Annotated in this window: 20 protein-coding genes; 10 read left to right on the forward strand and 10 right to left on the reverse strand. The window is 35.7% G+C overall.

Going from position 1 to position 17,097, the window contains the following annotated elements:
• Window positions 1-432: 432 nt before the first annotated feature.
• Both rplS and trmD read right to left on the reverse strand, forming a co-directional pair.
• A complete protein-coding gene (gene rplS / locus ACODST_RS16205) occupies window positions 433-783 on the reverse strand; it encodes a 50S ribosomal protein L19 (protein ID WP_488933145.1) in 351 nt (116 codons plus the stop codon).
• A gap of 243 nt (window positions 784-1,026) precedes the next feature.
• Entirely contained in the window at window positions 1,027-1,707 is a 681-nt protein-coding gene (gene trmD / locus ACODST_RS16210) for a tRNA (guanosine(37)-N1)-methyltransferase TrmD (RefSeq protein WP_488933146.1), read from the reverse strand.
• A gap of 255 nt (window positions 1,708-1,962) precedes the next feature.
• Here trmD and ACODST_RS16215 point away from each other — a divergent pair, with 255 nt between their 5' ends.
• The 8 genes from ACODST_RS16215 (at window position 1,963) to ACODST_RS16250 (ending at window position 8,045) form a co-directional block, all read left to right on the forward strand.
• Window positions 1,963-2,850 (forward strand): archaemetzincin, encoded by an 888-nt coding sequence (locus tag ACODST_RS16215; RefSeq protein ID WP_488933147.1) that lies wholly within the window; start codon window positions 1,963-1,965, stop codon window positions 2,848-2,850.
• A gap of 109 nt (window positions 2,851-2,959) precedes the next feature.
• Window positions 2,960-3,427 (forward strand): nuclear transport factor 2 family protein, encoded by a 468-nt coding sequence (locus tag ACODST_RS16220; RefSeq protein ID WP_488933148.1) that lies wholly within the window; start codon window positions 2,960-2,962, stop codon window positions 3,425-3,427.
• A gap of 3 nt (window positions 3,428-3,430) precedes the next feature.
• Window positions 3,431-3,970: an NADPH-dependent FMN reductase gene (locus ACODST_RS16225; RefSeq protein ID WP_488933149.1), complete on the forward strand. Its 540-nt coding sequence runs from the start codon at window positions 3,431-3,433 to the stop codon at window positions 3,968-3,970.
• Between the two features lie 28 nt (window positions 3,971-3,998).
• Window positions 3,999-4,871: a sugar phosphate isomerase/epimerase family protein gene (locus ACODST_RS16230; protein ID WP_488933150.1), complete on the forward strand. Its 873-nt coding sequence runs from the start codon at window positions 3,999-4,001 to the stop codon at window positions 4,869-4,871.
• A gap of 36 nt (window positions 4,872-4,907) precedes the next feature.
• Window positions 4,908-5,258 (forward strand): cupin domain-containing protein, encoded by a 351-nt coding sequence (locus ACODST_RS16235; protein WP_488933151.1) that lies wholly within the window; start codon window positions 4,908-4,910, stop codon window positions 5,256-5,258.
• A 234-nt stretch (window positions 5,259-5,492) separates the two neighbouring features.
• Complete coding sequence (locus ACODST_RS16240; RefSeq protein WP_488933152.1) at window positions 5,493-6,659, forward strand: MFS transporter; 1,167 nt, start codon at window positions 5,493-5,495, stop codon at window positions 6,657-6,659.
• A 43-nt stretch (window positions 6,660-6,702) separates the two neighbouring features.
• Window positions 6,703-7,635, forward strand: a complete 933-nt coding sequence (locus ACODST_RS16245; protein WP_488933153.1) for a peptidylprolyl isomerase — start codon at window positions 6,703-6,705, stop codon at window positions 7,633-7,635.
• Between the two features lie 95 nt (window positions 7,636-7,730).
• On the forward strand, window positions 7,731-8,045 hold the full coding sequence (locus tag ACODST_RS16250) for a cytochrome c (RefSeq protein ID WP_488933154.1): 315 nt from the start codon (window positions 7,731-7,733) through the stop codon (window positions 8,043-8,045).
• 111 nt (window positions 8,046-8,156) lie between these two features.
• On the opposite strand, the gene ACODST_RS16255 is transcribed toward ACODST_RS16250, so the two are convergent.
• The 3 genes from ACODST_RS16255 to ACODST_RS16265 all read right to left on the reverse strand — a co-directional run bounded on the left by ACODST_RS16255 (window position 8,157) and on the right by ACODST_RS16265 (window position 10,574).
• On the reverse strand, window positions 8,157-8,552 hold the full coding sequence (locus tag ACODST_RS16255) for a GreA/GreB family elongation factor (protein ID WP_488933155.1): 396 nt from the start codon (window positions 8,550-8,552) through the stop codon (window positions 8,157-8,159).
• Between the two features lie 392 nt (window positions 8,553-8,944).
• Window positions 8,945-9,499 carry a thioredoxin family protein gene (locus ACODST_RS16260; protein WP_488933156.1) on the reverse strand — a complete coding sequence of 185 codons (555 nt, stop codon included), beginning with the start codon at window positions 9,497-9,499 and terminating at the stop codon, window positions 8,945-8,947.
• A gap of 181 nt (window positions 9,500-9,680) precedes the next feature.
• A complete protein-coding gene (locus ACODST_RS16265; protein WP_488933157.1) occupies window positions 9,681-10,574 on the reverse strand; it encodes an alpha/beta fold hydrolase in 894 nt (297 codons plus the stop codon).
• A 130-nt stretch (window positions 10,575-10,704) separates the two neighbouring features.
• Between ACODST_RS16265 and ACODST_RS16270 the strand changes: the two genes are divergently transcribed.
• Window positions 10,705-11,040, forward strand: a complete 336-nt coding sequence (locus tag ACODST_RS16270; RefSeq protein ID WP_488933158.1) for a tRNA-binding protein — start codon at window positions 10,705-10,707, stop codon at window positions 11,038-11,040.
• Window positions 11,041-11,069: 29 nt separating this feature from the next.
• Here the strand turns inward: ACODST_RS16270 and ACODST_RS16275 are convergent, their stop codons facing one another.
• The 5 genes from ACODST_RS16275 to ACODST_RS16295 form a co-directional block, all read right to left on the reverse strand.
• Complete coding sequence (locus ACODST_RS16275; RefSeq protein ID WP_488933159.1) at window positions 11,070-11,663, reverse strand: hypothetical protein; 594 nt, start codon at window positions 11,661-11,663, stop codon at window positions 11,070-11,072.
• Window positions 11,664-11,679: 16 nt separating this feature from the next.
• Window positions 11,680-12,231 (reverse strand): RBBP9/YdeN family alpha/beta hydrolase, encoded by a 552-nt coding sequence (locus tag ACODST_RS16280; RefSeq protein WP_488933160.1) that lies wholly within the window; start codon window positions 12,229-12,231, stop codon window positions 11,680-11,682.
• Window positions 12,232-12,250: 19 nt separating this feature from the next.
• Complete coding sequence (locus ACODST_RS16285; protein WP_488933161.1) at window positions 12,251-13,081, reverse strand: alpha/beta hydrolase; 831 nt, start codon at window positions 13,079-13,081, stop codon at window positions 12,251-12,253.
• 135 nt (window positions 13,082-13,216) lie between these two features.
• A complete protein-coding gene (locus tag ACODST_RS16290) occupies window positions 13,217-13,585 on the reverse strand; it encodes a PUR family DNA/RNA-binding protein (protein WP_488933270.1) in 369 nt (122 codons plus the stop codon).
• Window positions 13,586-13,653: 68 nt separating this feature from the next.
• The gene (locus ACODST_RS16295) at window positions 13,654-15,432 is read right to left on the reverse strand and encodes an ABC transporter ATP-binding protein (RefSeq protein ID WP_488933162.1); all 1,779 of its coding nucleotides are present in this window, start codon (window positions 15,430-15,432) and stop codon (window positions 13,654-13,656) included.
• 205 nt (window positions 15,433-15,637) lie between these two features.
• On the opposite strand from ACODST_RS16295, the gene ACODST_RS16300 reads away from it, so the two are divergent.
• Window positions 15,638-16,747, forward strand: a complete 1,110-nt coding sequence (locus ACODST_RS16300; protein WP_488933163.1) for a Glu/Leu/Phe/Val family dehydrogenase — start codon at window positions 15,638-15,640, stop codon at window positions 16,745-16,747.
• The last annotated feature ends 350 nt before the right edge of the window (window positions 16,748-17,097 follow it).

A 17,097-nucleotide genomic window follows, 5' to 3' on the forward strand; every position in this document is an offset into this window, starting at 1 on the left:
CCAAATTTACATTTTATAGATATTTGTAAATTGACTTGGCAAACATAGGAGAAGCGAAATATTTATAGAAATCGTATTATTATCGATAGTAAAGCTCCAGTGGAGCGACATTTCTTTTACAATGACTATATGTTTCGCTCCGCTGGAGCTCTTTTGACCAGGGAAATTGAATTTCTATAAATCTTAAGCTCCGCTGGAACTTGATAAAACGAACTTTTTCGGACAGTCTCTTTGGTACTAAGCCAAAAGTTTTTATGAAAATGATTGCCCTAGCCCCGATGGTCCCGAAGCTTCGGGAGGAATCCTTTTGCTTTTTTCTTTAAAAAGCAAAAGATTGAAACGAATAGCGGGATTAGCTCCTAAAAAAACAGGCATAAAAAAACTCGTTTCAAGTGTGATGAAACGAGTTTTTTATAACAAATCGATAAATGATTATCTTCTTTTATCTTTAATCTTAGCTTTTTTACCAGTAAGTTGTCTGAAGTAGAAAATTCTAGCTCTTCTAACTGCACCTTTTTTGTTCACTTCGATTTTTTGTAAAGCTGGTAAGTTTACCGGGAAGATACGCTCTACTCCAATAGCTCCAGACATTTTACGAATCGTGAAAGTTTCTGTTGTTCCAGAACCTCTTCTTTGGATAACAACTCCTTTGAAGAACTGAGTTCTTGTTTTTTCACCCTCTTTAATTTCGTAGAAAACAGTGATGGTGTCTCCAGCTCCGAAATCAGGGAAATCTTTTTTAGCAACGAATTCGTTTTGAACGAACTTTAATAAATCTGCCATGATAATTTTTATGATTTATAGTTTACTCAGAACAACATTCACGTATCTCGCCAGAGGTTGGTCTAATTCGGGTGCAAATTTAGTTAAAAATTTCAATAAACAAAATCCAAATTTAAATTTTTTAAACTGTTGATAAATTGGGTGTTAGTGGGCAGTCTCAGTGTTCAGTCTCAGTAGTCAGACTCAGTATTTAGTGACAGTGTTCAGACTTATTGTTCTGAAAACTGCGACTGCGACTGAAAACTATTTATCATCAAGCAGGTCCGGGCGTCTGTTTTTAGTATGTTCGTACGCCATATCTTCACGCCATTTTTCAATTTTGGCAAAATGTCCGCTGGTTAAAACCTCAGGAACTTTCCATCCTTTATAATCGGCAGGTCTTGTGTAGATAGGTCCGGAAAGTAAGTTGTCCTGAAAACTATCTGTTAAGGCTGAGGTTTCATCACTTAAAACCCCCGGAATTAAACGAATTAAAGCATCAGATAAAACCAAAGCGCCTAATTCTCCTCCCGAAAGGACATAGTCGCCTATAGAAATTTCTTTAGTGATAAAATGATCCCTTACACGCTGATCAACTCCTTTATAATGTCCGCATAAAATGATTATGTTTTCATACATCGACATTTTGTTGGCCATTTTCTGGTTTAAAGTTTCACCATCAGGAGACATATAAATGATTTCGTCGTATTCGCGCTGACTCTTTAAGTGTGTTATACAATCGTCAATAGGCTGGACCATCATTACCATTCCGGCACCTCCGCCAAACTGATAATCATCTACACTCTTTTGTTTGTTGGTCGTATAATCACGTAAATTATGGAAATGTACTTCCACTAAGCCTTTGTCAATAGCACGTTTCATAATAGAAGCTTCAAACGGGCTTCTTAATAATTCGGGCAAAATCGTTATAATGTCAATTCGCATTTTTTCTTCACTAGTTTGCGGCAAAGATACAAAGTAAAAAATGAAGAATATCATGTATAGTACCTATGAGATAAAAAAGTAAAGAGTGATCATACTGTATTATCTGTATTTTATTCCTGAGAGAATATTTTACGGATCCTAATTTTAAATTACTACTCTTCAAAATGTAATTCTTTCTTTTTTATATATTTGAATTGATCAATAAAATAGCACCTGATTTTATGATCAAAATAATGTTGTGAATTTTAAAGGCCTATGAAAAAAATAATCATCCTTCTGTTGATCGTATTTTGTTCCTGTAACAAAACCAAAGAAAACCCGGTAAAAGCTCAAATTGAAGCGCCTTATTTCAGGGACATCAAACGGAATGATGTTAAATTAGGTAAACCTGCGTATGGGGACTGGCGGTTTTCTCATAAAGAAAACGGACAGACTTTTGAACAGTATGATGCTTCTAAGCATATTGTTCCGGCAGCAGATGCCAACATTATTTACATTAGGCCGATAGGTAATTTTAATGTTTTACAGAAAAAGCAGATTGAACTGACGAAGGAGTATCTGCAATTGTTTTTTCAGCTGAAAACAGAGACTTTAGAACCAATTTCGAATGATATAGTACCCAAAACGGCAAGAAGAATGTTTTATGAAGGTCATGAACAGTTATTAGCAGGTTACCTTTTAGATAGTGTTTTAAAAAAGGAAAAACCATTGAACAGGATTGCTTTAATGGGACTTTCTGAAATGGATTTATATCCTAAACCGGAATGGAATTTTGTTTTTGGACTGGCTTCCTACAGAGAAAAAGTAGGAGTAAGTTCGATGTACAGGTTTCAGGAAGAGGGACTGACCGCAGAGAATTTTAATTTGTGTTTAACGAGATTGCTCAAAACAAGCTCTCATGAGATTGGGCATATGTTTGGGATGCAGCATTGTATTAATGCAGATTGTGTGATGAACGGAACCAACAGCCTGTCTGAAACCGACAGAAGCACCATACGTTTGTGTTCGGTATGCCAGAGAAAACTAAATTCCTGTATTAAATACGATAATGAAAAGAGATTAACGGAACTGGAAGCATTTTTTAAAAGAAATAACCTGATGGAGGAATCTGATTTAATGAAACGGGATCTTTCGGCTATTTAGAAAGAAAGGGAGTACTCAGTGTTTTGACCAATATAGTTTGTCTTCATCTTTATAATCTGATGAAAAAACGGCTGTAATTATTTTGTATTAACATTTAAAACGATAAAGAATGAAAAAGTTAACAATTGCAGCAGCATTGATTTTTTTGCTGACTGCGTGTAATAACCAAAATCAATCAGTAAAAATGGATACAGAAAAAAATGAAAAACTGGTAAAACAATACTTTGAGTATTTTAACAGCCACAACTGGAAAAAAATGGCTGAAATGTATACAGAAACAGCAGATTTTAAAGATCCTTCCCTGGGGCTGGGAATTGTAAAACAATCACGTGAGCAGATTGAAGCTAAATACAAAGAGCTGAATACTGTTTTTCCTGATGTGCACGATGAAATCATTCAGATTTACCCTTCTGGCGAAAAACATATTATAGTAGAGTTTGTTTCTACGGGAACAGCTCCGGATAATTCAAAGTTTAACTTACCTATCTGCACTATTTTTACTATTGAGAACGGATTAATAACTAAAGATTTTACTTATTTTGATAACTTTGAAGAAGAAGAAAATCAAAATAAATAATCCGTGTCAGCGTCAGTTCGAAAAATTTTAGCCATAACGGGCAGTACCAGAAAGAATTCCAGTAATTTTAAAATTTTAAAGTATATTTCAGAACATATAAAACCGGATTTTGAAGTGGAGATATTCGAAGATTTAGAAAATATCCCGCATTTTAATCCGGATCTGGATACCGAAACCCCGCCTGAAGCTGTCGTTAGTTTCAGAAATAAAACAGCAGCGGCAGACGGGGTAATTATCTGTACACCCGAATATGTTTTCAGTCTGCCGGGCAGTTTAAAAAATGCTCTGGAATGGTGTGTTTCGACGACTATTTTTTCGAATAAAGAAACAGGCCTGATTACCGCTTCGGCTTCCGGAGAAATGGGACACGAACAGCTTTTACTGATTATGAAAACACTTGAAGCGCAATTGAACGAAAACACACAGCTGCTGATTCAGGGTATTCGGGGAAAAGTAGATGTTGACGGAAAAATTGCAAATGAAGAAACCGTATTGGAACTTCAAAATTTTATCAGGAGTTTTGAAAACCGGTTTTTAGAGTAGATTTACATTTTAAAATTCAGGTCTTAAAATGGTTACACGAAGAAATTTTATTATGAATACAAGTCTGGCCGCAGCTGCAGTCATGGCTTTACCCTCATTAGCCTTTTCTATGAAGAAAAAAGAAACAGGATTGCAATTGTATACTTTACGGGAAGAACTTCCAAAAAATGTAAAGCAGACTTTGGAGAAAGTCGCCGCTTCAGGTTATACTAATGTCGAAACATACGGATTCTCTATCAAAGATCAGTTCTGGGGTTTGTCTCCCGCAGAACTGAAAAAGATTTTAGACGAAAACCATCTGAAAGCCGTAAGCGGTCATTATAATTTAGGAAGTTATTTATATGACGGAAATACGACAGAATTAACTGCTGCCATTGAAGCGGCCAAGATTTTAAAAAGTGAATTTTTAACGGTTCCCTGGGTTGATGAGCCTTTCAGGAAAAGTGCAGACGATTATAAGATTATAGCAAAGCGTTTGAACCAGGCGGCAGAAATGTGTGCTTCGGCAGGTTTAAAACTGGCTTATCATAATCATGATTTTGAATTTCATCAATATGAAGGACTTACGGGTTATGAGATTCTTTTAAAAGAAACAAATAAAGACCTTGTGTATTTTGAGCTGGATTTGTACTGGGTTGTTTTTTCAGGAAACGATCCGCTGAAACTGTTCAGAGAAAATCCGGGACGTTTTAAATTGTGGCATGTTAAAGATATGGACAGAGCTAATAAAGCACTCAATACTGAAGTGGGATCCGGATTAATAGATTTTAAACCGTATTTTAAAGAAGCAGAACAGGCAGGACTGGTTCATTTTTTTGTCGAACAGGAAAATAACTTCGCCGTAAATTCTTTTGAATCAATTAAGACAAGCTGTGATTTTATTGTAAAACAGCTGCTCTGAAAAGTTTAATTTTGTAAAAAAATAATAATAAAAATTATGCAGAATATCGGGACAAGCAAAGAGTTTATAAAAGGTGATGATATCGAATGGGAATTAGTGGGCGAAGGAATCAAACGCAAAATCCTGGCTTTTGATGAGCGGGTTATGCTGGTAAATGTTCATTTCGAAACAGGCGGAATTGGGGTTTTACATGAACATTATCATTCGCAGGTAACGTATATTGCCAGCGGAAAATTTGATGTTACTATAAATGGAGTTACTGAAACTTTAAAAGAAGGGGATAGTTTTTATATCCCGCCTCATGCTGTTCATGGTGTGGTATGTCTCGAAAGCGGTATGCTGACAGATGTTTTTAGTCCTGCAAGAGAAGATTTTTTGAATTATTAAAAGGTTCAAAAAATAACTATATAAGTGATTATAAGAAGATTTAAGTTTTGCTGATAGAATCTTCAGAACGTTTATCAGTCATCAGTATTGTTTAGTCTAAATCGGTAGTAAATGAACTGATATCACTTAAAGGGCTTACAAAAAACTTGAAAATTTATATATTTTTTAAAGTTTGGATAAAGATTAGAGTGGTATTTTTGCACCATGAATTTATCTAAAACAAATGTCTTGTTCATGGCAGCCTGCACTGGTCTTATAGTTGCAAATCTGTACTACTGCCAGCCCTTAATTGTATTAATAGCCAGCGAATTTAAAATTCCCGAAGCCAGCGCCGGAACGATAACATATCTGACTCAGGCGGGATATGCGATTGGCTTGTTTTTTATGGTGCCCCTGGGCGATAAAATAGAACGTAAAAAACAAATTTTAATGACCACTTTTGCTACTGTAATCGCTTTGCTTATTGCGGCTACAGCCAAAAGCTTTCTGGTTTTGCAGATTGCGTCACTTCTTATCGGGATTACTTCAATTGTACCGCAGCTTATTCTGCCGCTTGCCGCTTCATTAAGTGCACCGGAACAGCGGGGTAAAGTAGTAGGAACCATTATGAGCGGTTTACTGGTCGGAATCCTTCTTTCCAGAACCTTGAGCGGTTTTATTGGAGAAGTGTTAGGCTGGAGATCGATGTTTTTTATAGCCGCCGGAATTTGTCTTTTAATCTTTTTTGTAATTCAGAGTAAATTCCCGGTTAACAAACCTCAGTTTCAGGGAACTTACGGACAGTTAATTCAGTCCTTGTTTACTCTTATTAAAACACAGCCGGTTTTACGGGAAGCCACGGCTATCAATGTTTTTAGTTTTGCACAGTTTGGTGCTTTCTGGACGACAATGGTTTTACTGCTTTCGGGAGAACCATTTCATTTTAACAGTGCTACAATTGGTTTGTTTGGAATTGTGGGAGCTTCCGGAGCTCTGGCAGCACCATTGGTAGGGAAAATAGGCGATAAAGGGAATTCCAGAATTGCGGTAGGTTACGGCTGTTTATTGATATTGATAAGCTTTTTGGTCTTTTATTTTTCGATCGAAAGTGTGATCGGCGTGGCCATTGGAATCGTATTTATTGATATTGGTATTCAGGGCGTGCATATTTCAAACCAGACCAGAGTGTATTCACTTTTACCAGAAGCCAGAAACAGACTCAATACAGTTTTTATGTCGTTTAGCTTTTTAGGAACTGCTGCAGGATCTGCTTACGGATTATTATTATGGAAACTGGGAGGATGGCATGCGGTAACGATTGGCTGTATGGTATTGTCTTCGCTGTCATTACTGGTGTACGGTCTGACTTATAAATCATCCCGAAGAGTCGGGACTAAAAAAGAGAAAGCGCAAATTGATTAAGAAATTAATTTGTAAATTTGCGTTCAATTAAAAAATAACAACAATGGAAAACGGAATATACGCTAAATTCAACACCAGTAAAGGTGCGATTTTGGTAAAGCTTACACATGATTTAACACCTGGAACTGTAGGAAACTTTGTAGCTCTTGCAGAAGGAAATATGGAAAACAAAGTAAAACCTCAGGGACAGAAATTCTACGACGGATTAAACTTTCACAGGGTTATTGCTGATTTTATGATTCAGGGTGGATGTCCTAAAGGAACAGGAACAGGAGATCCGGGATATAAATTTGACGACGAATTTGTACCAAGTTTAAAACACGACCGTCCTGGAGTTTTATCTATGGCAAATTCAGGGCCTGGAACCAATGGTTCTCAGTTCTTTATTACACACGTTCCAACTCCGTGGTTAGACGGAAAACACAGTGTTTTTGGTCATGTTGTAGAAGGACAGGATGTTGTAGATGCTGTTGCTCAAGGTGATGCATTAGAATCTGTAGAAATTATCAGAGTAGGTGAAGAAGCTCAGAAATGGAATGCCATTGAAGCTTTTATTTCTTTAAAAGGTGCCAGAATGAAGAGAGAAGCTGCTTTAAAAGCAGAATCTGAAGCGAAAATGGAGCAGTTAGCTGCCGGTTTTGACAGAACAGAAAGCGGTTTGCGTTACAAAATGATTCAAAAAGGAGAAGGTAAAAAAGCGGAAGCCGGAAAAACAGTTTCAGTTCACTACGAAGGATCTTTAGAAAACGGAAAAGTTTTTGATTCTTCTTACCCGCGTAAAAAACCAATCGAATTTAAATTAGGAATTGGACAGGTTATTGAAGGATGGGACGAAGGTATTGCATTATTACAAGTAGGTGACAAAGCCCGTTTTGTAATCCCGTCTGATTTAGCTTACGGACCTTCTGGTGCAGGAGGGGTTATTCCACCACATGCTACTTTAATTTTTGACGTTGAATTAATGGACGTAAAATAAAAAATACAAACTAATTTAGTTTTGTTTTAAATAGCTATCCCATATGTTTCGGCATATGGGATTTTTTTATATTTACTAAAAAACAAGGCTAAATAATGAAATCAAAGATTTTAACATTCATGACCGCAGCTCTGCTTGTCGCCTGCGGTACACAAAAAACAGCAGTAGCTTCGGCTCCGGAAACAGTTGATCCTGCAAAAGACAGTAAGCCGCCTGTTACTCTGTCACTGGAGCAGGCAGAAGGTAAAACATTGTATGAAAACAACTGTGTAAAGTGTCATAAATTATACGAACCGGAAAAATTTACACAGGAAGAATGGACACCTATTTTGGTAAGAATGCAGAAAAAAGCAAAATTAGATGATGCCAACATGGCTTTAATTACAAAATATATTCATTCGCAGTTGTAAGTCCTGTATAACGAAGAGATAAAAAAAACGATTCAGTAGAACCTATTGAATCGTTTTTCTTTTTCAGTCAGATATAAAAAAACACCTTCACAGAATGAGGTGTTTAAAAAGTTAAGAATGCTGTACGGCCGTGTTGTCTACAGCTACTATTTTTAAGGTTTTAATTCCGGCCGGCAGTTCCCAGTCAACTTCGTCATTTTCTTTAAAACCAATAATGGCAACACTTAAAGGTGCCAGAATCGATATTTTAGATTGTTTTATATCTGCCGATGAAGGTAAAACAATCTGAATTTTCATTTGTTTCCCGGCTTGTACGTCTTCAATGGTTACTAAAGAATTGATTCTTACAACCGAATGATCCAGCTCGCCTTCTTTGCTGATAACGGCGCGGTCCAGTTCCTGCGAAAGCTGATTAGCTTCTTTGGTATTGGTCGAATTTTTACTCTTTAAAATTAATTCTCTTAAAAACTGATAGTCAGTTTTTGTAAATGTGGGTGTTGGTTTCATATCTGTATTGAATTTATTGTTATTAAAATTTGAATGATTTTTCTTCTTTTGTGTTTTTTTAAACGAGTTATTTCCCGGCCTGTGCTTAAAACAGGATTAGGGAATAAAAAAGTTACTTATGAAAAACAAAAAAATATCCGACCCCTTTGATTGTAAGTCAAATAAATAAAATGTTTAAGAGATGTAAATCCTCCGTCTGAAAGAAGAAAATGAAAATAGACGGAGGCCTAATTGATAAAGGCTTTACTATGCGAAATAAATACAGCAGAAAACGGCCTTTTCCTTAAAGAAAACGCCGGCACAGAAACTGTAAATATTGTTATAGTGCTCACAATGAGTAATTTTAGTTTGATTGGCAAAGATAAGCAAACTTTTTTAAAAGCTCCAAATCTTTATTTCCATTTGATGTTACAGCCAATACTCGGCTTCTGAATTTCGTTTAAGGTCCGGTTGTAAATCAGGGCATCAATAGCGTTTCTTAAATCGGTTCCGCTTAACGGAATTCCGTTTCCGGGTCTTGAATCATCCAGCTGTCCTCTGTAAAATAACCGGTTCTGATTGTCGAATAAATAAAAATCGGGTGTACAGGCAGCCTCATAAGCTTTGGCTGTTTCCTGAGTTACATCAAACAAATACGGGAAATCAATTTTATGTCGCAATGCAAATTCTGTCATCATCTCCGGTGCATCTTCGGGATATTTTACAATATCATTGCTTGAAACAGCCACTATCCCTAGTCCCTGAACACGATAATCATTGGCAATCATGACAATTTCATTAATTACATGTAGCACAAACGGACAATGATTGCACATAAAAATGACCAGAGTTCCTTTAGATCCTTTTAAATCCTCAAACGAATAGGTATTGTTTGAATTAGTATCCTTAAGATAAAATTCGGGAGCGATTGTCCCGAGTGGAACCATATTGGAAGAAGTTCGTGCCATTTTACAGAAAATTAGTTTTCAAAAATAACTTTAAAATTCTGTAAATAAAAGAGTACAGGGAAAATTATTAATTCCGGGATTTGAACAGTGTTTATAAACCGCAGATTATACTAATTAGAGGATTATTAATCCTGGTTGATCTTAATTTGAAAGCATCAGTACAATCTGCGGCTGTATTAGTTTAAGAGTTCAGGAATTCCAGCAGGTCTTCGTTTAGTTTGTCCCTTTCGGTATAAAATAAGCCATGCGGAGCGCCTTCATAAACGATATAAGTGTTATGGGCAATAGATTCGGCTGCTTTTTTGGAGGTGAGTTCGATTGGAACATTTTTATCGTCGTTTCCATGAATGATTAAGGTGGGAACTTTAATGTGATGAAGTTCTTCTCTGAAGTCGGTATTATTTAATGATTCGGCACATTGCAATGTCGCCCTTGGAGAAGCGGCAGCACATAAATTTCTGTAATATTCTAATAAAGGAATGCTTAACGGATTGTTGATAATGTTAACACCAAAGAATATTTTAATGAAATTATCCAGAAAACCAATCCTGTCTTCGTTTATTGAAGCCGCTGTAGCAAGACTTTTTTCCTTTGGTCGCCCCTGAGGGTTGTCTTCTGTTTTTAACAGAAAAGGAATGATGGAAGAAAGTAAAACGGCTTTTGAAACGCCTTTTCCTCCATATCGGCTAAAATAACGAACCACTTCGCCGCCGCCCATAGAAAAACCAACCAGTGTAACATCTTCTAATTCCAGCTGTTCGATAATTTCGCTGAGGTCATCTGTAAGCGTATCATAGTCGTATCCGTCCCAGGGCTGCGATGATTTTCCAAAACCACGACGGTCGTAGGCGATAACCCTGTAATTGTTTTTAACGAGGAATTCAAGCTGATATTCCCACATTTCGTTAGAAAGCGGCCAGCCATGAATTAAAATTACAGGTTTTCCTCTGCCGTAATCTTTCACATACAACTTTACATTTTGAGCTGTTTCAATATACTTATCCGTGTTGAACTGCTGCATATCAAAATCTAAATCTTTTAAGGAGGAACGGGAGTTTATTACACTGTTTTCCATTTTGTATATTTTTTACTAATAAGTTTCTAAAAGTGGTGTAGTAAAATTAAACGGAGTATAAAAAAACGGGTTACAGAATTAGTGCTATTCGTTACAAAATTTATAGGTTTGTAAATAAACAATTAAAAGAATGGATTTAACCTGGAATGAATTTGAAAGGACCGACATGCGGATTGGAACTATTATCGGGGTAAATGATTTTCCCGAAGCCAGAAAGCCAGCCTATCAGCTTACGATAGATTTTGGTTCTGAGATAGGTATTCGAAAATCATCGGCACAAATTACAAAACGATATCAAAAAGAAGATTTAATAAACCGTCAGATTGTTGCGGTGGTCAATTTTCCCAGAAAGCAAATTGGGAAATTTATGAGTGAATGTTTGGTTTTAGGCGCAGTAGGAGAGGAAGGAGATGTAGTTTTATTGGCTCCGGATTTTAAAATAGAAAATGGATTAAGAATTGGATAATTTGTTATAGAATAAAAGCAGGTAAAATTTTACCTGCTTTTTATTTTATAATCACCATTTATAAATTTTAATTTGAATCGCGGAAACATATTTCCCTCGACAGTGATTTCATTTAATTGACCTCTTAACTGGATATATTTCCCTTCTAATTCTGTTGCAGATTCTTTGATTCCGTTTGTAATTTGTACATACTCAAACGAAAAAATCTGAGTTCCCTGAGTATTGTTTACTCCTGTAAAAAAAGTATTAGGTTCATCATCTTTCAAATTTGTGCAATTAATGTAGCAATTGCTGTTGAATAAATGTGAAGGCATAATCATTTGTTTTGATTTAAGAAAAAGTACTTTTTTCAGAGCTTCTTTTTGGGTTAGCTTTTTTTCGTTTAAAAGACCGGCTGTTGAATAAATATACATATATCTTACAACTTCTTTCTGAATCTGCATCGAATCGACAGGTTCAGTAATGTCAAGAAGTTTTTTAGCCAAATCCTGAGATTTTTGCCAATTTTGATTTGTAAGATTCTCTAATAAAAGCGTATAATTGGTTTCAAATACATTTTCTTCATTGCTTTGGCAGAAACATAAATTTGTAATTAATAATGCGATTAAAAAGAATTTTTTCATAGAAATGTTCGAAGCTTTATTTTGAAATTATATTTTTAATCAATTTTTGTAAAATTTCCTGTCCCTCTTCCCAATATTTCAAATCAGAATCAGAATTGATGTGTCCTTGCTGGCCGATATTTACAAAATCGCTTCCCCATTGTTCAGCGAAGTACTTTTTTCTTTCGAAAGAAGCATACGGATCATTTTCACTTGCAACAACTACAGATGGAAAAGGTAATTTGTAAAGCGGCATCGGAGAGAAGTTTCTCGTACATTCCGGTGTGTGCTGCGGTGAATCAACATCTGCAGGAGCAACTAAAAAAGCTCCGATAATATTTGGGTTATTGTATTTTTCTGCCCAATGCAAAACCAATGAAACAGCCAGACTGTGTGATACTAAAATGGTTGGCTGCTCTAATTTTAAAATGTTCTCGTTTAAACGTGCGATCCATTCTTCCCGAATAGGTTCATCCCAATTGTCTTGTATAACACGAATTGAGTTTTCGAATTTTTCATGCCAAAAGGTCTGCCAGTGTTTTTCTCCGGAATCGCCGAGTCCAGGTACGATTAATAGTTGTGTTTCCATTGCCGTGGAAGTTTTGATGTTATTTCTTGGTTTGTTTTTCTTTTAAAATTCGGTTTACTTCGTTTACCAGTAAGGGAAAAGCAGGTTCTGTCATTCCGTGGCCGTAACCGTCTAATTCGTATAACTTAGTTTGTGTGTGCCCTGTGAGTTTCATCATTCGGGCCATATAGGCGTTTTCTTCATAGCGGCCTAACATCTCCAGTTCACGGTCACCTGTTATCAATAAAAGCGGCGGAGCATCGGCACGAACGTGGTATAATGGCGCAAAAGCATCAATAGTGGGTTGTTTTTCGGGAATCCCTTTTTCTCTTCTGATTTCAAAATGCGTAATACATTGTCCGCTAAACGGAATCAATCCGGCAATTCGGTTGGCATCAATTCCCTCTTTCTGCAGCCATTTTTTATCCAGTCCAATCATAGAAGCCAGATAGCCTCCGGCAGAATGCCCTGATACAAAAACAGAAGACGGGTCGCCGCCATAACTGCCTATATTGTTAAAAACCCAGCTTACTGCAGCAGCGGCATCTTCAATAGCTTTTTCGGCTTTGGCCTTTGGCGATAATCTGTAGTTGACACCAATAATGGCAAAACCTTTGTTTTTTAAGGCTTCCGGAATTTCTTTATTTCCTCCGGTTAAACCGCCGCCATGAAACCAGACGATCGTAGCAAAACCTTTGGCGTTTTTTGGGTAATAGATGTCCAAAACGCATCTTTCGTTTATATAATTGTCGGATTTGTTAACAGCAGCATTATAATACTGTATGTTAGATTTAGTTTCATATTCTGTTTTCTGGGCAGCTGCTGAAACTGTTATAAAAATAAAGCTTACTAAAAGGAGTATTTTTTTCATGTGGTTATTTTTTTAATTTGTAATTCGGGATCAAAAAATGATCGTCGACTAAAATTATAGAGTTTAGATGTATAAAAAAAGTCCAAAAATGTTAAACATATTGGACTTAAGCTTTTTTAGTAAAGTTATATCAAATTAAATATCGTCAAAATCTATATCAGTAAAACTTGATCGGTGAGTTTCGGCTTTATCAGAACCGTATTCTTTTTTGAAATCTTTTTGGTGTCTTTCAGAAATTACTTCCTCGCCTTTGTGGTTTAAAACGTACGCTGTCATTTCTTCGAGTATTTCGGCAAAAGCATTAAAATCTTCCTTGTATAAATAGATTTTGTGTTTTTTGAAGTGAAAAGAACCGTCTTCTTCAGTAAACTTTTTGCTTTCGGTAATGGTAATATAATAATCGTCAGCTTTAGTAGCTCTTACATCAAAGAAATAAGTTCTTCTTCCTGCTCGTAATACTTTAGAAAAAATCTCTTCTTTTTCTAACATGTCATTTTCTCTCATAATACGTTCTATCATTTTTGGAATTAATAGTACTCAAAAATCATAAAAAATTATCGATTACGCAACAATTAAAGTAATTCTTTTTCCGAAAGTTGTTTTAAATATAACGCTGCATAATAGCCTTCCTGATTTATTAATTGATTATGAGAGCCTTGTTGTATGATTTCACCGTCTTCAAGAATGATAATTTTGTCGGCATTTTTGGCAGAAGAAACCCGATGACTGACAATTATTGTAGTTTTATCTTTACAAAAATCAAATAAATTACTTAAAATAGTTTCTTCGGTCTCAGTGTCAACTGCAGACAAACAATCGTCAAAAAGTAAAATAGCAGGATTTTTAATAAGAGCCCTCGCAATAGATACACGCTGCTTTTGTCCGCCTGAAAGCGTAATTCCTCTTTCTCCTAAAATAGTATCGTATTGTTTGTTAAAAGCCGTTATATTGTCGTGAACCACAGCTTTTTTAGCGGCTTCGGTTACTTCTTCATCTGAAGCATTCTGATTTCCGAATTTAATATTGTTTTTAATCGTATCGGAGAATAAAAAGGCATCCTGAGGAACTATACCAATGCTGTTTCGTAAATCATTTAAGTTTAACGTGCTGATTTCATTTTTATCAATTGTTATTTTTCCATCGTTAACATCATACAAACGGGCAATAAGGGATAAAATAGTAGATTTTCCTGAACCTGTTTTTCCCAGAATCGCAAGAGTTTCTCCTTTTTTTACCGTGAATGAAACCTTTTTCAGGGCTTCAATATTAGTATCTTCATAAGTATAACTTACATTGTCAAAAGTAATTTCACCTTGTATATCTGACGGTTCAGGATTATTATTTTTAATTTCCGGTTCAATTTTCAGGAATTCGTTTAAACGTTTCTGAGAGGCTTCGGCTTCCTGAACCATAGACGAAACCCATCCCAGAGAAGCAACGGGCCATGTCAGCATATTAACATATAAAATAAATTCAGCGATCGTTCCAATATTCGGGATGGTTCCGTTAATATACATAACACCTCCAAAATAAATCACAACCAGATTACTGATTCCGATAAGGGCAATCATTAGAGGACCAAACAAGGACTGAACTTTGGCTAGTTCCAGACTTTTGCGTTTACTCTCGTCAGAAAGATCAATCATATTGTTCTGATGCTGGTTTTCTAACGAATATGCTTTTATAACCCTGATTCCCGAAAAAATTTCCTGGGTAAAACTGGATACTTTGGATAAATACTGCTGGAAAGTGGTGCTGCGTTTGTTAATTTCAGAACTCAGTTTAAAAATACAGTAAGACAAAACAGGCAGCGGCAGTATTGTATATAAGGTAAGCAGCGGCGAAACATTATACATATATAGTATAACAATCGCAAAACGGATAAAGGTATTGATCGTATACATAACGGCGGGCCCGACATACATACGTACTTTTGAAACGTCTTCGCTTATACGGTTCATTAAATCGCCCGTACGGTTCTGTTTATAGAAATTCTGAGAAAGGATTTCGTATTGTTTAAAGACCTCATTTTTTAAATCAAACTCGATATGGCGTGACATTACAATTAAAGTCTGGCGCATTAAAAAAGTCAAAAAACCTCCCACAATTGCACTTCCTACGATTAATAGAATATTGTGAATAAGGTCCTGCTGGTAAAAATTGACAATGATAGAAGATTTTCGGTCTGCTTCTGATAATTTTAAAAATTTTTCAATTATGTCAAACGAATGGCTTACCAGTTTTGGCGTAAATAAAAAGAATATTTGTGCGATTATAGTGATTAAAATTCCAAGGGAAAAACTGTATTTATATTTGATAAAATATTTGTTTAAATAGCTTAATTCTTTCATTTTTTTAAGAAATTCGATATTGAATTGATTTAAATTTATGAATTATAATTAATTAAAATTATAATAAATTGCAATTTAATCAAAACAATTATATTGTAAAATTGTTATTTTAAAGATAAAAAATTAGCACATGTGTATTTTTTGTTTATGTTTGGATTGTCTTTTTGACGAATTCGTAATTTCTAAACAAATTAAAACTAACACTATGAATGCAGCTTTCGCAACTGGAAAGGAACTTCAAAAAATGGACCCTGTTTTTGGTCAGTTATCTTTTGACGATCACGAACAAATTGTATTTTGCAATGACAAAGATACAGGTTTAAAAGCAATTATTGGTATTCATAATTCGGTTATGGGACCAGCTTTGGGCGGGACAAGAATGTGGAATTATAATACAGAATGGGAAGCCTTAAACGATGTTTTGCGTCTCTCAAGAGGTATGACTTATAAATCAGCGATTACCGGTTTGAATATTGGAGGCGGTAAAGCAGTTATTATTGGAGATGCCAAAACACAAAAAACGCCTGAATTAATGCGTAAGTTTGGTGAGTTTGTTCATTCTTTAAGCGGAAGATATATTACAGCAGAAGATGTTGGAATGGAAACTAAAGATATGGACACTGTAAGAGATGTAACGCCCTATGTTACCGGAATTTCTGAAGAAAGAGGAGGTTCAGGAAATCCTTCACCGGTTACTGCTTACGGAGTTTATTTAGGAATGAAGGCAGCTGCCAAAAGTCAGTTTGGATCTGATGTTTTAGAAGGTAAAAAAGTTTTGGTTCAGGGAATCGGGCACGTAGGAGAAACTCTGGTAGAGTACCTGACTAAAGAAGGAGCTAAAGTAACGATTACGGATATTAACGAAGAAAAGTTATATCAGACAGCAGCCAAATACAATGCAGAAATTTATACGGGTGAAGATTTGTACACTGCCGATGTTGATATTTATGCGCCATGTGCTATGGGAGCAACCATTAATGATACTACTGTTGATAAAATAAAAGCGAAAGTGATTGCCGGTGCAGCTAATAACCAATTGGCAGATGAAAATGTTCACGGTGCAAGACTGCAGGAAAGAGGCATTTTATATGCTCCTGATTTTCTTATTAATGCCGGAGGAATTATCAATGTTTATGCAGAATTAGAGCATTATGGTAAAGCTGAAATTATGGCTAAAACCGAAAACATCTACAATACTACTTTAGAAATTATTGATTACGCGGTAAAAAACGGAATCACAACACATAAAGCAGCGCTTACGATTGCTCAAAATCGTATCGATGCGAGAAAACTGGAAAAAGCTGCTGTTAAGTAGTATTCAGTCTCAGTTTACAGTCTCAGTCTCAGTTTTCAGTTTTATCTGGAGACTGAGATTTTTTTATTTGTACAACAGTTAATTAGTGAATATAAGATAATAATGAAACCGAATACTTTCACTGCGGCTTTATTGTTTATATGACAAGTGATGACAGAACAGCGTGACTGATAACTACAACTGATAACTACAACTGATAACTACAACTGATAACTACAACTGAATACTGCGACTGAATACTGAACACTGAGAACTGCGACCGAAAACTAACAACTATAACTAATTGCTAAAAAAACGGTTTTTTTATTGTTTAAATTTTAAAATACGCCTTAAAAGTTATACTTTTGCAG

The organism is Flavobacterium sp. FG19 (genome assembly GCF_057809475.1).

Coding starts and splice junctions, on each gene's coding strand:
- rplS (WP_488933145.1), bottom strand. CDS start 783: ATGGCAGATTTATTAAAGTTCGTTCAAAACGAATTCGTTGCTAAAAAA.
- ACODST_RS16220 (WP_488933148.1), top strand. CDS start 2,960: ATGAAAAAGTTAACAATTGCAGCAGCATTGATTTTTTTGCTGACTGCG.
- ACODST_RS16255 (WP_488933155.1), bottom strand. CDS start 8,552: ATGAAACCAACACCCACATTTACAAAAACTGACTATCAGTTTTTAAGA.
- ACODST_RS16215 (WP_488933147.1), top strand. CDS start 1,963: ATGAAAAAAATAATCATCCTTCTGTTGATCGTATTTTGTTCCTGTAAC.
- ACODST_RS16230 (WP_488933150.1), top strand. CDS start 3,999: ATGGTTACACGAAGAAATTTTATTATGAATACAAGTCTGGCCGCAGCT.
- ACODST_RS16300 (WP_488933163.1), top strand. CDS start 15,638: ATGAATGCAGCTTTCGCAACTGGAAAGGAACTTCAAAAAATGGACCCT.
- ACODST_RS16245 (WP_488933153.1), top strand. CDS start 6,703: ATGGAAAACGGAATATACGCTAAATTCAACACCAGTAAAGGTGCGATT.
- ACODST_RS16280 (WP_488933160.1), bottom strand. CDS start 12,231: ATGGAAACACAACTATTAATCGTACCTGGACTCGGCGATTCCGGAGAA.
- ACODST_RS16285 (WP_488933161.1), bottom strand. CDS start 13,081: ATGAAAAAAATACTCCTTTTAGTAAGCTTTATTTTTATAACAGTTTCA.
- ACODST_RS16235 (WP_488933151.1), top strand. CDS start 4,908: ATGCAGAATATCGGGACAAGCAAAGAGTTTATAAAAGGTGATGATATC.
- ACODST_RS16250 (WP_488933154.1), top strand. CDS start 7,731: ATGAAATCAAAGATTTTAACATTCATGACCGCAGCTCTGCTTGTCGCC.
- ACODST_RS16265 (WP_488933157.1), bottom strand. CDS start 10,574: ATGGAAAACAGTGTAATAAACTCCCGTTCCTCCTTAAAAGATTTAGAT.
- ACODST_RS16260 (WP_488933156.1), bottom strand. CDS start 9,499: ATGGCACGAACTTCTTCCAATATGGTTCCACTCGGGACAATCGCTCCC.
- trmD (WP_488933146.1), bottom strand. CDS start 1,707: ATGCGAATTGACATTATAACGATTTTGCCCGAATTATTAAGAAGCCCG.
- ACODST_RS16240 (WP_488933152.1), top strand. CDS start 5,493: ATGGCAGCCTGCACTGGTCTTATAGTTGCAAATCTGTACTACTGCCAG.
- ACODST_RS16270 (WP_488933158.1), top strand. CDS start 10,705: ATGGATTTAACCTGGAATGAATTTGAAAGGACCGACATGCGGATTGGA.
- ACODST_RS16295 (WP_488933162.1), bottom strand. CDS start 15,432: ATGAAAGAATTAAGCTATTTAAACAAATATTTTATCAAATATAAATAC.
- ACODST_RS16275 (WP_488933159.1), bottom strand. CDS start 11,663: ATGAAAAAATTCTTTTTAATCGCATTATTAATTACAAATTTATGTTTC.
- ACODST_RS16290 (WP_488933270.1), bottom strand. CDS start 13,585: ATGAGAGAAAATGACATGTTAGAAAAAGAAGAGATTTTTTCTAAAGTA.